Raw genomic sequence first — 14,040 nt, 5'->3', positions numbered from 1 at the left:
CTAAAACGTGATATTTGCCTCGGCGCTGGTTTATCTGATGGCATAACCGGTAGATTTTTTAAATTTAAGCTAAAAACCACTCTAGGGCATCAGCATACTACAATTTAGCTGCGCCGTTTAGGTTTGTAATGCGAGTTGTTAAAAATCTTTTGCGCATCTTTTTCGGCCATGAGTTGCGGCAAAGTAACATCCGGGTTTTCCTCCATGTACTTACGCACAATTTGCCAACCTACCCACCTCCCAATTCGGCCGGGGCAGTTGGCATCTATTTCGGGTACGGTAGGCCGTTCTTCCAGGTATTTGCCGGTTTTAAAATGATTGGTTTCAAAGAGTAAATTTTTCTCTACTAAATGCGCCCATATTTTTCCTTCGTTGTAGCGCACGTCGGCTATTTGCTGGTCCGTAAACCCAATAATTAAAGAATCGGGGGTGCAGGGCAGCATGCTTTTGGTAAAGTAATACGATTTACCGTAATAAACCATTTGCGCCATCATGCGCTTATCCTGCTCATCTGTGTGGTTATACTTAGCCGATTGTTGCAGCACTACCGTCGGGATTAAATTAGCCGGTTCGTACCGTTGTAAAATGTAATTAGGCTGCTTGGGCCGATAGCTCCCCTTTGGTCCCACAAAATAATCTAAACCCAACACAATTACACTATCGCTCACCAATAAATCCGGCCCGAGTAAGCCGGAGATGTAGGTTTGCACCAGGGGAATTTGAGTTTGGGGATAATAATGTTTTATGTGCTGAAAGGCGCTTTTTAAATCGCGTTGTTGTGGTTCCAGATTACCAAAGGTTTGCTCGGTTTCGGTCACAAATTTGTTTAGTTGTGAATTAGTAACCAGATCGTACAACGAAGCTACAAAGTTAGCATCTAATTGATCCGGATTAAGTTGCAAGTATTTTTGGGTAAACAAGCGGTTTGTTTGCAAGAACCGCAGCACATCTTCTTTCGACTTACTGGCGTATAAAGCTTTTTCCAGACGCTGTATTTTTAAATCAACTGGTATTTTGGTAATGTTGGGATCTATTTCACAAGATTTGTTCTGACAACCAACCAATAAAAATAGAGCAAGTAAAACAATTATATGATTGCGCATTATTACATACTTTTGGTACAAAATTAGAACATTATCCTAATTGGCTAAGATCCCGTTTAATTATTCAACAACTATGAAAAAAATTTTCATTCTCTCGCTCTTATTGGCGTTAACTTCCACTGCTTTTGCTCAGGAATTAGAACTAGGTATTAAAATTACCCCTTCCATTGCCGGTCACCGTGTAATTGCTCCGTCTGATATAGACTTTGATAAAGATGGTGCTAATTTCCGGTTCGGATTTGGCGTAATAGCTGATTTATATTTTACCGAAAATGCGGCGTTCTCCACTGGCTTATCTTTTACTGGTAAAGGCGGGCAAATTGCATATTCTACTGTTGCTGGTCGCCAAACAGACGACATATCGCTGCAGTACCTGGAAATTCCGCTCACGGTAAAATTATTTACCAACGAAGTGGCTCCCGATATGCGCGTTTACTTCCAAACTGGTTTTTCTTTAAATCCGCGCATGGGTGCTAAGGTAAACGGCGATAAATTAGATCCGGTTGATGACAAAAAATATTCTAAACGATTTAACGTAATAGATGGCGATGTTATTTTGGCTAGTGGTTTAGAGTACCAGGTAGGCGAAACTACTAAATTGTTTGGCGGACTTTCGTATCATCGTGGCTTAATCAGCATTGATGACTATTATGAAAAAAATATCAATAAAAAAATAGAACTCCGGAACAACGTTTTTTCGCTTGACTTAGGCGTGAAATTCTGATTTTTAAAAATTTTAAATTTCAGGTAAAATAAAAAACCCGCCTTTAAAAAGGGCGGGTTTTTGTGTATACATCAAATACAAATTAAACTACTTCATCAACAGCTTCAAATTTATCTTGTACACTGTTTACCATGGCGGCATTAGAGTGTACCTCAATTTCTTCGTTACGTTCGTCCATTATCTTGTATTCCGTTAGGCCCAGCGATGTGTCTTTCATTACTCCAATCCATTTATAATAATGGAAAAACCACTTCAACTGTTTCGAAATTAGGCCTTTGGTGTAATACGCGTGTAAAAACGGATGCACGTAAAGCGTAATGTTCTTCTGATTTTGGTTAGTTAACAAATCGTCAATGGTATTTTCGATTTCGTCGGTAACCAAAATGCTGGCCGATATTTTACCAGTGCCGTTACAAGTCGGACAAACTTCGCCGGTTACAATATTCTGCTCCGGTCTTACGCGCTGGCGGGTAATCTGCATTAACCCAAATTTAGAGATAGGCAAAACCGTTGATTTAGACCGGTCTTTTTTCATCTCTTCTTTAACTACATCAAATACTTTCTGGCGGTTTTCCGCTGATTTCATATCAATAAAATCAGTAACAATAATGCCGCCTAAATCGCGGAGCCGTAACTGCCTTACTACTTCGCGGGCCGCCGTCAGGTTTACGTTTAAAGCCGTGGCTTCCTGGTCGGTTTCGGTATTTGATTTATTGCCACTATTCACGTCGATTACGTGAAGGGCTTCGGTGTGTTCGATTACAAGGTAACCGCCTCCCGGTATACTTACGGTTTTACCGAACAGCGATTTTAACTGTTTTTCGATTCCGTATTGTTCAAATGTTTTTACTTTGCCGGAATAATGTTTTAAAATCCGGGCTTTATCTGGGGCTATTTTCTCGATATAGGTTTTGATTTCTTCGTGTAGTCGGTCGTTATCCACTACAATGCTGTCAAAACTTTCGTTTAAAATATCCCGCAGGATGGACGACGATCTTCCTAGTTCGCCGAGAACTTTATCGCGCTCTTTGGCCGTACGCAGTACATTAAAACCTTCTTCCCAATTAGCTACCATGCTGCGCAGATCTTTATCTAGTTCTGCTACATCGCGCCCTTCGGCTACCGTCCGGATAATAACCCCGAAGTTTTCGGGTTTAATGGACATAATGAGTCTTTTCAGGCGCTGGCGTTCGTCTTTGCTCACAATTTTCTTAGATACGCTTACCGTATTTGAAAACGGAACCAACACCAGGTACCTGCCCGCCAGCGACAACTCACAGGAGAGCCGCGGGCCTTTGGTAGAAATAGGTTCTTTTACAATTTGCACCAGCAACTGCTGCCCTTTTTTCAGCACCTCGCCGATTTTTCCGAGCTTATCAATTTCTGGTTCAAATTTATACTGGCTTAAACGAGCCGTAGCGTTTTTTTGCGTTTGGGCTACTTTTACGAATTTGCTTAACGACCGGAAGTTAACTCCCAGGTCGTGGTAGTGGAGAAAGGCATCTTTCTCGTAGCCAATATCGATAAAAGCAGCGTTTAATCCGGGCATTACTTTTTTAACCGTACCCAGAAAAATATCTCCTACGGTGTAGTTGGTATCATTTCTTTCGAAATGATATTCGACCAACCTTTTATCTTGTAGAAGCGCGATTCGTTCCCCATCCTGAGTAGAATTTATAATTAATTCATTACTCACTATTTTAAGGATTAGGTGTTAATTAAAATACCAAAACCCACGATTGCGCGCTGCAACGTGGGCCTGCAAAAAAATAACTAAAAATTATTTTTTCTTGTGTCTGTTTTTACGAAGACGCTTTTTTCTTTTGTGGGTAGAGATTTTATGTCTTTTTCTTTTTTTACCGCAAGGCATACCTTTAATTTTTTTTGTTTAAAATTGTTTTAATTTCTTTTTTAATATTTAGCTTCTGCTAAATAAACTTACTGTAATTTACTTAATTCATTATCTACTGATGCCTGAAAACCAGGATCATCACTTAATGATTTAGCCTTTTTGAAAGCTGCTGCTGCTTCTTGTTTTTTACCCGACTCGGCCAAGGCTACCCCTAAATAAAAGTTGCCTTGTACGTGTTTGGGGTTAATGCTTACCAGTTTCTCAAATCGCTCTACGGCTTTATCGTACTGCGTAGATTGAATCGAGAGAATGCCTAAGTTAAACAAAGCTTTTTCGTTATTCGGGTCAGTAGCAATTACTTCCCGTAACAACGTTATTCCTTGCATCGGCGATTCGCTGGCAATATACGTCATAGCAATGTTAGTTTTAGCATCCAGGTTAGCCGGGTTGTTTTTTAATACTTTTTCGTATAACCCCCGGGCCTTTTCGCCGAGCACTTTCGAGCGATCTTCGGTAGCAGCAAAACTAAACGCTTCAAAATACTGGTCAGCAGCTTTTTGGTAAGCCGTTTCGCCGGGTCTTATTTCGGCGGCTTGCTCATAAAAGTAACCGGCACTGTCGTATTTGCTGATAGCGGCGTACTTTTCGCCTAATTGCGAAGCCAATTTTAAGCGGTTACCGTTGTTTTGCTCCGAGGTAAATTGCCGGCGGAGCAATTGAATTTCGCCGAGTTGCTGGGGAGTGGCTTCTACGTGGGCTACTTCTTCGGCATCATGCCCTTCGCCGGGAGCGTGGGCATGCCCTTCATGGCTTTCTTCTCCGGCAGCAGGTGCGGCCCCTTTATCGCGGGCCGCACCTGCCTTAGAGAGTGCACCTTGCTTATCTTTGTTTATAATAACTCGCGGCAGAAAAAACATACCGATAATCAGCGCCAAAGCGGCGGTTACTACTAAAATCTGAGGTCGGAGCGTTTTGAGTTGCAATCTGGGTATTACGTTAAAGATTAAGTTAGATGCAGATTTAAATATTTATTAAGAAACAGCAGCTACGTTTAGTTTTTTACTGTTTTTTATTTTCTGAATAAATGATTTAGAAGGTTTAAAAGAAGGGATGAAGTGTTCATCAATAATAATAGCCGTATTTTTAGAAATGTTACGGGCTACTTTCTTTGCTCTTTTTTTATTGACAAAGCTACCGAAACCTCTCACATAAATGTTGTTGCCATTAGACATGGAATCCTTTACTACTTTGAAAAACGCTTCAACTGTAGCCGCTACATCCGTTTTCTCGATACCTGTCTTGTCTGCAATTTCTGATATTACTTCTGCTTTAGTCACTGTGGTAAAATTGGTTTGTTAGTTAGAAAAAATAATAAATTATATTGTTGCATTTAAAGCTAACTCCGTCTATTGCTTAGCTTTAAATCGGGGCACAAAGGTACTTCCACTTTTCGATAAGTAAAAACTATTTGCTTAAAAAATCATTAACTACCGCACTTTGTTATTTATCTTGCAATTTTAAATTTTAATAATACCAGAATGGTAACCCCTGATTCTGATGCTTTTGCGAATACTTTATTAAACTGGTATAACCGCCACCAACGCACATTGCCCTGGCGCGAAACCAAAGATCCGTATGCTATTTGGCTGTCCGAAGTTATTTTACAGCAAACCCGGGTAAGCCAGGGACTGCCTTATTATCTGGACTTTATCGCTACTTACCCAACGGTGCAGGACTTAGCCCATGCCCCCATCGACGACGTATTGCGCCACTGGCAAGGACTCGGTTATTATTCCCGGGCCCGCAACATGCATCAAACAGCTAAGTACATAACGCACGAATGCCACGGAATATTTCCTAACACCTATAAAGGTTTACTGCAACTAAAAGGAATTGGCCCGTATACTGCGGCGGCGATCGCCTCTTTTGCTTTTAAAGAAAAAGTGGCCGTAGTAGATGGCAATGTTTACCGGGTATTGGCGCGGGTGTTTGGCTTAGCCGAAGATACCGCCAGTGGTGCGGGTAAAAAAGCATTTCAGCTATTAGCCGATTCTTTAATTTCGGCGGAACATCCGGATACGTACAACCAGGCCATTATGGAGTTCGGGGCTATTCAATGTACACCCCTTATGCCCGATTGTTTGTTTTGTCCGTTGCAGCAGGTTTGCTACGCTTTTCAGCACGGTTTGGTGCAGGTATTACCCCACAAAACTAAAGCGAAAGCCAGCCGTTTGCGGCATTTTCATTACCTTGTTTTTAGGCACGAAAACACATTTTTTTTAAAAAGACGCGCTGAAAACGATATCTGGCAAGGTTTATACGATTTTTATTTATTGCCCAACGAAGAAGAACCAACCCTAAACCTAGAGGTTATTAAGCAACATATTGCTCAGTTAAACGCCCCAGTTGAATATGCTTTTATTCAAGAGCCTGTAAAAACGTATAAACGTATTCTGAGTCATCAGAAAATCTTGGCCAAATTTTATCTTATTCCGCTTGAATCTCGTTTAAGGGAGGAAGTACTTTTAAATACTGGTTTAGCAGCTTATTCTAAAGCAGAAATCGAGCAATTACCAAAAGCCGTATTGATTAGTGACTATTTGCACGACATTAAAATTTAGTTATCTTTAATTTTACGTTGTAACCTTAAATCCATAAACCGAAACCCTATGGCAAGTGTTAATAAAGTAATTTTGGTGGGTAATCTGGGTAAAGATCCGGAAGTACGTCATTTAGAAGGCGGCGTAGCCGTTGCCCGTTTCCCGATTGCCACCTCCGAAACTTTTAAAGATAAAAATGGCGAAAAGCAGGAACGCACCGAGTGGCACAACATTGTGGTATGGCGCGGTTTAGCCGACGTAGCAGAAAAATATTTAAAAAAAGGACAGTCGGTATACATTGAAGGTAAAATCCGAACCAGCAATTACCAGGATAAAGAAGGTATTCAGCGCTACTCCACCGAAATTGTAGCCGATAACATGACTATGCTGGGTGGCCGGAGCGATGCCGGCAATGGCAATCAAAACCAATATTCGGGCGGAACCTCTGCTGGCAACAACCGGACAGAAACGCCGGCCCCGGCTTTTGAAGGTGAACCCGATGATTTACCTTTTTAACCCGATGTTTCACTAAATAATTTTATTTTGGAAAACGTGGATTCGGGCGGCGACCCGGCGAGTAGTAGTTCCTGGTTGCTCTCCTTATGGCTTTTTATATCCGATTTGTCGGGTGGACTGCCGTATACTCCGGTTATATGTATTTTGTTATTATTAATAGCCTCAGCCCTGGTTTCCGGAGCTGAGGTTGCTTTTTTTTCCCTTTCCAATAACGATTTAATTTACTGTCGGCAAAGCGCTAAGCGTTCGGAGCAACTTATTCCTGTTTTACTGGAAAATCCACGCCGGCTGCTTACCACCTTATTGGTGCTCGATAATCTAATAAACTTGAGCATTATAGTAATTACTCTGCACCTGTATTGGGCCTTTATTACCTCCAGCACCTTTACCGCAGGCATACTGTTGGTGATTACCTTATTACTTACCTTTGTTATCGTATTTTTTGGCGAAGTTTTGCCTAAAGTTTACGCTAACCAAAAAAGCTTAACTACTGCCCGCCGGATGGCTGGCTTTTTACAAGGTTCTCAAAAAATATTAGCACCCTTAATTAATCTGCTGTTATACATCACGCACCTGGTCGAAAACCGCTACCGTAACCGGCCAACTACGCATAAAATTGAGGAACTGCAACACGCCATCGATGAAGCCAGCATTCCCGATTCTACCCACGAAGAAAAAGAAATTTTAAAGGGCATTGTCAATTTTGGGTCGCTCACGGTAAAGCAGATTATGTGCTCCCGCATGGATATTGCCGCTTTTGATATTACCCAAAAGCTCGACGAACTTATTCCGTTAATAAACCAGTGGGAGTACTCGCGCATTCCGGTTTACGCCGGCAGCATCGACCAGATTGAAGGTATTTTATATGTAAAAGATTTACTGCCCCACTTAGATGCTCCCGCCGATTTTGCCTGGCAAAACTTACTCCGGCCACCGTATTTTGTACCCGAAATTAAAAAAGTAGACGATTTGCTGCGCGATTTTCAGGAACGCCACGTGCACATGGCCATTGTGGTGGACGAATACGGCGGCACCTCCGGTTTACTTACCTTTGAAGACGTGATTGAAGAAATTGTAGGCGAAATAAAAGATGAGTTTGACGAAGAAGATGAAATAGTTTACTCCCAGATCGATGAAAATACCTATATCTTTGAGGGTAAAACCTCGCTGGCCGATTTCTGCCGGGTAATTGGGTGCACTTCGGATATATTTGAACCAGTACGGGGCAAAAACGAATCGGTAGGTGGTTTAATGATTGAACTGTTCTCTAAAATACCGCAGAACGGCGAAGATGTGGAATTTGAAAAATTTAAATTTGTTATAGAAGAAGCCGATAACAAACACGTTAAAAGAGTAAAAGTACATGTGGGAGAAAGCAAAGAAAATGTATCGTCGGTTGTTTAGGCAGCCATTTTTATTGTTGTGTCTTGTTTCTCTTTGCTTTTATTCTTGTTCCGAAGAATTTACGCCTAAGCCCAAAGGCTACAACCGCATTGATTTACCCGTACCAAAGTATCAGCCATTACAGGAAAAGCACCCCTTTTATTTTGAGTACTCGGTATATAGTAAAATCCGACCCGATTCTTCGCGGCTCGCCGAACCGCATTGGTTAAACGTATATTATCCCCGGTTTAATGCCAACGTGCAATTAACTTACCGCACCATTAATCATAACCAAAAAACGTTTAATACCCTGATTGAAGATGCCCGGCGGCTTACGTCTAAACACCAGATTAAAGCCGAAGGTATTACCGAGGCTCTGATAAAAACGCCGAGCGGCAAAACGGCCAATTTATTTGAACTCAGCGGCGAAGTACCCAGCCAGTTTCAGTTCTACGTAACCGATTCTACGCAGCATTTTTTCCGGGGTGCCTTGTACTTCCGTACCGCTACCGCCAACGATTCCCTGGCTCCCGTAATCGAGTATATCAAGAAAGACGTTATTCACCTACTGAATACTTTGGAGTGGAGAAAAGCTAATTAGAAATTGAAGTAAAATTTAATATTGATTGAAAACGAAAGAAGCAAACCCCATAAAATTAAGAAATGAAATCCTTCCAAATTAAACTCATTTCTAATTTCTAATTCATAGTTCAAAAGAGTGTCTAACTTTTTCCGTACTAAAATAGAGTTTCTGAAAGGAATAGGGCCACAAAGAGCCACGTTGCTGCAAACAGAGCTTAATATCTTTACTTACGGCGATCTTATTCAACATTACCCATTTCGCTACTTAGACCGCACCCAATTTTATAAAATTGCGGAGCTCGACGAAGGTTTGCCTTTTGTGCAGGTTAAAGGTTTTGTGAAAGCCAAAGAATTACTGGGCGAAGGCCGGAAGCAACGCTTATCGGTTATTCTGCAAGATAATACCGGCGAACTGGAGTTGGTTTGGTTTAAGGGCGTTAAATGGATGCAGACCCAACTGCAGAAAAACTTAGAATATGTAGTTTTCGGGAAGCCAACGCTGTTTAATAGCCGGTTAAATATGGCCCACCCGGAAGTAGAAGCCGTTAGCGAACTTAAAGCCGATCAAAGTTTCCTGCAGCCGGTTTACAATACCACCGAAAAATTAAAAAATCACCGCATCGATAGCAAAGCCATTAGCCGTATGATGGCCGAATTGCTAAAGTTGGCTCAACCGCAGGTTAAAGAAACGTTGCCCTTTAATCTCCTGGACCACTACCGCATGATTTCTAAAGGGGATGCTTTACAAAACATTCATTTCCCGGCATCCGCAGAAAAGCTAACGGCGGCCCGGTTCCGGCTAAAGTTTGAAGAGTTGTTTTACGTGCAGCTTAAATTATTACGTCAGAAAACCGTTCGTAAAGCCGACTTAAAAGGTCAAATTTTTAAAAACGTATCCACCCTAACCGAGTTTTATAATCACCATTTAGGCTTTGATTTAACCAACGCACAAAAACGGGTAATCAAAGAAATTTACAAAGATTTAGGAGCCGGCAAACAAATGAACCGCTTACTGCAAGGCGATGTAGGGAGCGGCAAGACCATTGTGGCATTTATTTCCATGCTTATTGCGCACGATAATGGCGCACAAGCTTGTTTGATGGCCCCCACCGAAATCCTGGCGGATCAGCACTACGTAGGTTTAAAGCAATACGCCGATAAACTGGGCATTCTGATTGGCAAACTTACCGGTTCAACTAAACAAAGCGAACGCCGGATTTTACACGAACAACTCCAATCCGGGGAGATGAGCATGATCGTGGGCACGCATGCTTTACTGGAAGATGTCGTAAAATTTAAAAATTTGGGGCTTTGCATCATCGATGAGCAACACCGGTTTGGGGTAGCCCAACGCTCTAAACTTTGGCAGAAAAATCCGCGCGTTATTCCGCACGTGCTCGTCATGACGGCCACTCCTATTCCCCGTACCTTAGCCATGACTTTGTACGGCGACTTAGATGTATCGGTAATTGACGAATTACCAGCTGGCCGCAAAGAAATAATTACGGTGCACCGTTACGATGCGCACCGGTTGAGGGTGTTTGGCTTTTTGCGCGAGCAAATAAAATTAGGCCGCCAGGTGTATATCGTGTACCCGCTCATCGAAGAATCAGAAACGATGGACTACAAAGATTTGATGGATGGTTACGAAAGCGTGACGCGGGCCTTTCCGGAATACCAGATTAGCATGGTACACGGCAAAATGAAACCCCAGGACAAAGATTTTGAAATGCAGCGCTTTGTAAAAAACGAAACCCAGATTATGGTAGCCACTACCGTAATCGAAGTAGGCGTAAACGTACCCAATGCATCGGTTATGATTATAGAAAGTGCGGAAAGGTTTGGACTCTCGCAACTGCACCAATTACGCGGACGGGTTGGCCGGGGTGCGGAGCAAAGTTATTGCATTCTGATGACCAGCTACAAATTAAGCAAGGAAAGTAAAATTCGTATTGAAACAATGGTTCGTACGAACAACGGCTTTGAAATTGCCGATATAGACTTAAAACTGCGTGGGCCCGGCGACTTAATGGGCACCCAGCAAAGTGGGGTATTAGATTTATTAATTGCCGATTTGGCTAAAGACGCAAAAATACTACAAGAGTCCCGGGCGGCTGCTCAGGAGATTCTGGCCCACGACCCGGAATTAGTTTTACCTGAACACGAAAATATCCGGCAGCATATTCAATCGCTGCAGGCAAATACTGTAAACTGGAGCAGAATAAGCTAAAAAGAAAGTATTATTTCTGGCTGATATAAAATTGCTGAATAGGTGAATTTACCAATTTCGTATAATTATTATTAACCGTATAAGGGGTTGGCGTAACTTCTTTATCTGATTTAGCGGTAAGCTGCCCGTTTTCTTTATTTAAACGACTAATCACCATTAAACTTCCTAATAACAACAACTTAAGTATAGATTTCATATAAGCATTTAATCTGTTTACAACTAGAACTTTACTAATACTACTAAGAACTAAGCTTATAATAAATTAGCTAGCTAAATGTAAAAGCTTTCTTTTTTTTATCTAAAAAGATGTTTCGTTGTTAAAGAGCATTTTTTAAAATTCCCTGAATTATATAACTTACTTAACAACCTTTTAGGTATACAATAAATAAAATAAAAGTAAGAGATACTTTTACTTACTTCAGACTATAAAGGTAATAAGGTTAATTGATACAATTTTAACCAAATTAGAATAATCCTATCATATTCTTTAAATTTTCATTTAAAATCTGTTTTAACAATACTGTTCAACCATCCGCTTGTATTCCATCCAATTTTCAGGTAATAGTTTGTTAACACAGAAGCTTTAAAATCAGGAACAGAAATATTAAAATTTTAAAATATTTTACTTTGTACACGCTACAAAACGCTTTACTTATTTGATTTAGAAATAGGATATTAGCTTATCTTGTAATAAACAGAACACCTAAACTTATCATGAATCATTCATGACTTAACCGTTAAACATGTTGCCAGAGTAAACACTCTTGCGCGTAAATGAATAGTAAATTTTAAATAATTAAAAAAGCCAGCCCCTGTTAACAAGGAGCCGGCTTTTACAGCATTTAATCCGTACGCTTAGTAAATAAATTGGTTTTGCTGAATCATGTCGGCGGCAATGCGCCGGCGGGCTTCTTTCGTATTAAATGGTTCGGCTTTGGTAAACCGTTTAATCCCGATAAATAGCAATTTATATTCGTCGCCTTCGGCCATGGCCGCAATAGCGTCTTTACCGGCTAAGTAAATTGCATCTAAGGCTTCGTACAAATACACCAGAGCCATATCTTTCTGGCGAGCGGTAGCCTCTTCTCCTTTCAGGTTAATGAGTTTTTCTACCCGCAAAAGTGCAGACTCTGCAGTATAGGTTTTTATGGCCATATCGGCAATGTTCATGAGTATTTCCTGTTCTTTTTCCAGGGTCATCATAAACTTTTGTACTGCCGTACCTGCAACGAGTAGAATAGCTTTTTTCATGTTCCGGATAATGTTCTTTTCGGCTACAAAAAGGCCTTCTTCCTCTTCGCCAAAATCTGGAATACTCATGAGCTCTTCCTGAATGGCTTTAGCGGGACTCATTAAATCCAGTTCTCCTTTTAAAGCTTTCTTCAGGAGCATATCCACGGTAAGCATGCGGTTAATTTCGTTGGTGCCTTCGAAAATGCGGTTAATGCGGGCATCGCGGTAAGCGCGGTCCATGGGGTAATCCGCAGAATATCCGTAGCCCCCGTAAATTTGCACGCCTTCATCTACTACATAATCCAGGGTTTCAGAACCGTCTACTTTTAACATGGCAGCCTCCACGGCAAATTCTTTGGCCGCGCCTAATAAGGCTTCAGAAAATGGTTTTCCGGCAGCCAGTAATTCTTGTTCTTTCAGGTAAATAGCATTGCCGGTGCGGTACAAGGCCGATTCGCTGGCAAATATCCGGGTAGCCATTTGGCCTAATTTGTGGCGGATAGCCCCAAACTTGGAAATCGGAATTTTAAATTGAGAACGTTCATTGGCGTATTTCACGGCCAGATTAATTACTTTTTTGGAAGCTCCCAAGGTAGCGGCCGCTAATTTAATCCGGCCTAAGTTTAAAATGTTAAAAGCAATTAAATGGCCTTTACCAATTTGCCCGAGCACGTTTTCTTTGGGCACCACGCAATCGGTTAAGAAAACCTGGCGCGTAGAAGAGCCTTTAATCCCCATTTTATGCTCTTCGTTTCCCAAACTAAATCCGGGAAAATCTTTTTCCACAATAAAGCCGGTAAATTTATCGCCATCTACCTGGGCAAAAACAATAAACACCTGCGCAAAACCAGCATTAGTAATCCACATTTTTTGGCCATTCAGAACGTAGTTTTCCCCGCTGGCATCCAACACCGCTTTAGTTTTAGCGGCTAGTGCATCGGAACCGGAACCAGGTTCGGTAAGACAATAAGCCGCAGTCCACTCGCCACTGGCTAGTTTAGGTAAGTATTTTTGCTTTTGTTCTTCCGTACCGAAATACAAGATAGGCAGCATGCCAATACCGGTATGCGCCGCAAAAGCCACCGGAAACGAGTGCCCTCCTCCTACCGATTCCGTAACCAGCAAAGACGTGTTGAAGTCTTTATCAAAGCCACCGAATTCTTCGGGTAAACTCAAAGCGAACAAACCTAAATCGCCGGCTTGTTGCATTAAACCTTCCATTAGCCCTTCTTCGTGGTTATCGAGTCTATCTAGCAGGGGTTCTACTTGCGTTTGTACAAATTCCTTGGCCGTATCGGCCATCATGCGCTGCTCTTCGTTAAATTCCTCCGGAATAAATACATCGGCCGCGGGTGTTTCTTTTATCAGAAACTCGCCGCCTTTTAGGGTTTTATTAGCTACTTCCATTTTAGTATCAGGTATCAAGTATTAGGTATAAAGACAAATTTTAAGATGACTTTTCAATAATTCTTTTCTTTAACACAGATAGCATTCTCTGAATTTTTGAAACTTTTTGAATGAGATAATCAGATTTTTCTTTAGGCAAAAAGTTGAGGTTACGAGCAAGTAAAAGCTGTGTTTCCAATTCAAAAGCAGACCCAATTGATATACTTAAAAATTGAGACAATTCCTTATTGGAACTGCGGCCAGCTCCTTCGGCAATGTTAGATGGGATAGAAACGACAGAACGGTTGATTTGAGAAACTAAACCAAACTTTTCTCCAGCAGGAAAAGTGGCTGTAGTTAAATAAACCTCTTTTGCTAACTCCATTGCTTCTTGCCAGACTTTCAGTTCTTTGAAATTATGCATCTTATCC

Annotated in this window: 13 protein-coding genes; 6 read left to right on the top strand and 7 right to left on the bottom strand. The window is 41.4% G+C overall.

From position 1 onward, the window contains the following. Positions 1-104: 104 nt before the first annotated feature. Complete coding sequence (gldB, locus tag HUW51_RS11505) at positions 105-1,103, bottom strand: gliding motility lipoprotein GldB (RefSeq protein WP_185274173.1); 999 nt, start codon at positions 1,101-1,103, stop codon at positions 105-107. 73 nt (positions 1,104-1,176) lie between these two features. Between gldB and HUW51_RS11500 the strand changes: the two genes are divergently transcribed. Next, positions 1,177-1,827, top strand: coding sequence for a porin family protein (locus HUW51_RS11500; RefSeq protein ID WP_185274172.1), 651 nt, complete (start codon positions 1,177-1,179; stop codon positions 1,825-1,827). A gap of 82 nt (positions 1,828-1,909) precedes the next feature. On the opposite strand, the gene HUW51_RS11495 is transcribed toward HUW51_RS11500, so the two are convergent. From HUW51_RS11495 to HUW51_RS11485, 3 genes are all read right to left on the bottom strand, one after another. Continuing rightward, complete coding sequence (locus HUW51_RS11495; RefSeq protein WP_185274171.1) at positions 1,910-3,523, bottom strand: Rne/Rng family ribonuclease; 1,614 nt, start codon at positions 3,521-3,523, stop codon at positions 1,910-1,912. A gap of 242 nt (positions 3,524-3,765) precedes the next feature. Then, the gene (locus tag HUW51_RS11490; RefSeq protein ID WP_228467008.1) at positions 3,766-4,662 is read right to left on the bottom strand and encodes a tetratricopeptide repeat protein; all 897 of its coding nucleotides are present in this window, start codon (positions 4,660-4,662) and stop codon (positions 3,766-3,768) included. A 48-nt stretch (positions 4,663-4,710) separates the two neighbouring features. Then, positions 4,711-5,016, bottom strand: coding sequence for an HU family DNA-binding protein (locus HUW51_RS11485; protein ID WP_185274170.1), 306 nt, complete (start codon positions 5,014-5,016; stop codon positions 4,711-4,713). 201 nt (positions 5,017-5,217) lie between these two features. On the opposite strand from HUW51_RS11485, the gene mutY reads away from it, so the two are divergent. The 5 genes from mutY (at position 5,218) to recG (ending at position 10,990) form a co-directional block, all read left to right on the top strand. Further along, positions 5,218-6,300, top strand: a complete 1,083-nt coding sequence (gene mutY, locus HUW51_RS11480) for an A/G-specific adenine glycosylase (protein WP_185274169.1) — start codon at positions 5,218-5,220, stop codon at positions 6,298-6,300. A gap of 48 nt (positions 6,301-6,348) precedes the next feature. Continuing rightward, a complete protein-coding gene (locus tag HUW51_RS11475; RefSeq protein WP_185274168.1) occupies positions 6,349-6,795 on the top strand; it encodes a single-stranded DNA-binding protein in 447 nt (148 codons plus the stop codon). Between the two features lie 36 nt (positions 6,796-6,831). Beyond that, positions 6,832-8,199: a gliding motility-associated protein GldE gene (gene gldE / locus HUW51_RS11470; RefSeq protein ID WP_228467045.1), complete on the top strand. Its 1,368-nt coding sequence runs from the start codon at positions 6,832-6,834 to the stop codon at positions 8,197-8,199. Beyond that, positions 8,180-8,779, top strand: coding sequence for a gliding motility lipoprotein GldD (gene gldD / locus HUW51_RS11465; protein ID WP_185274503.1), 600 nt, complete (start codon positions 8,180-8,182; stop codon positions 8,777-8,779). Before gldE ends, gldD begins: the two co-directional genes overlap by 20 nt. Positions 8,780-8,896: 117 nt before the next feature. Continuing rightward, the gene (recG, locus tag HUW51_RS11460) at positions 8,897-10,990 is read left to right on the top strand and encodes an ATP-dependent DNA helicase RecG (RefSeq protein WP_185274167.1); all 2,094 of its coding nucleotides are present in this window, start codon (positions 8,897-8,899) and stop codon (positions 10,988-10,990) included. A 10-nt stretch (positions 10,991-11,000) separates the two neighbouring features. Here the strand turns inward: recG and HUW51_RS11455 are convergent, their stop codons facing one another. The 3 genes from HUW51_RS11455 to HUW51_RS11445 form a co-directional block, all read right to left on the bottom strand. Next, positions 11,001-11,186 carry a hypothetical protein gene (locus tag HUW51_RS11455; RefSeq protein ID WP_185274166.1) on the bottom strand — a complete coding sequence of 62 codons (186 nt, stop codon included), beginning with the start codon at positions 11,184-11,186 and terminating at the stop codon, positions 11,001-11,003. Between the two features lie 659 nt (positions 11,187-11,845). Next, positions 11,846-13,630 carry an acyl-CoA dehydrogenase family protein gene (locus HUW51_RS11450; RefSeq protein WP_185274165.1) on the bottom strand — a complete coding sequence of 595 codons (1,785 nt, stop codon included), beginning with the start codon at positions 13,628-13,630 and terminating at the stop codon, positions 11,846-11,848. Positions 13,631-13,670: 40 nt separating this feature from the next. After that, entirely contained in the window at positions 13,671-14,033 is a 363-nt protein-coding gene (locus tag HUW51_RS11445) for a four helix bundle protein (protein ID WP_185274164.1), read from the bottom strand. Positions 14,034-14,040 lie beyond the last annotated feature (7 nt).

This window comes from Adhaeribacter swui, assembly GCF_014217805.1.
In the GTDB taxonomy this organism is placed as follows: Bacteria; Bacteroidota; Bacteroidia; order Cytophagales; family Hymenobacteraceae; genus Adhaeribacter; species Adhaeribacter swui.
Note: the sequence above shows the minus strand (reverse complement) of the source record. Positions and strands in the feature narration are given on the sequence as shown.

Bases quoted from the DNA above. Each gene is read 5' to 3' on its own strand.
- gldB (WP_185274173.1), bottom strand. From the start codon at position 1,103: ATGCGCAATCATATAATTGTTTTACTTGCTCTATTTTTATTGGTTGGT.
- HUW51_RS11500 (WP_185274172.1), top strand. From the start codon at position 1,177: ATGAAAAAAATTTTCATTCTCTCGCTCTTATTGGCGTTAACTTCCACT.
- mutY (WP_185274169.1), top strand. From the start codon at position 5,218: ATGGTAACCCCTGATTCTGATGCTTTTGCGAATACTTTATTAAACTGG.
- HUW51_RS11475 (WP_185274168.1), top strand. From the start codon at position 6,349: ATGGCAAGTGTTAATAAAGTAATTTTGGTGGGTAATCTGGGTAAAGAT.
- gldD (WP_185274503.1), top strand. From the start codon at position 8,180: ATGTATCGTCGGTTGTTTAGGCAGCCATTTTTATTGTTGTGTCTTGTT.
- HUW51_RS11455 (WP_185274166.1), bottom strand. From the start codon at position 11,186: ATGAAATCTATACTTAAGTTGTTGTTATTAGGAAGTTTAATGGTGATT.
- HUW51_RS11450 (WP_185274165.1), bottom strand. From the start codon at position 13,630: ATGGAAGTAGCTAATAAAACCCTAAAAGGCGGCGAGTTTCTGATAAAA.
- HUW51_RS11445 (WP_185274164.1), bottom strand. From the start codon at position 14,033: ATGCATAATTTCAAAGAACTGAAAGTCTGGCAAGAAGCAATGGAGTTA.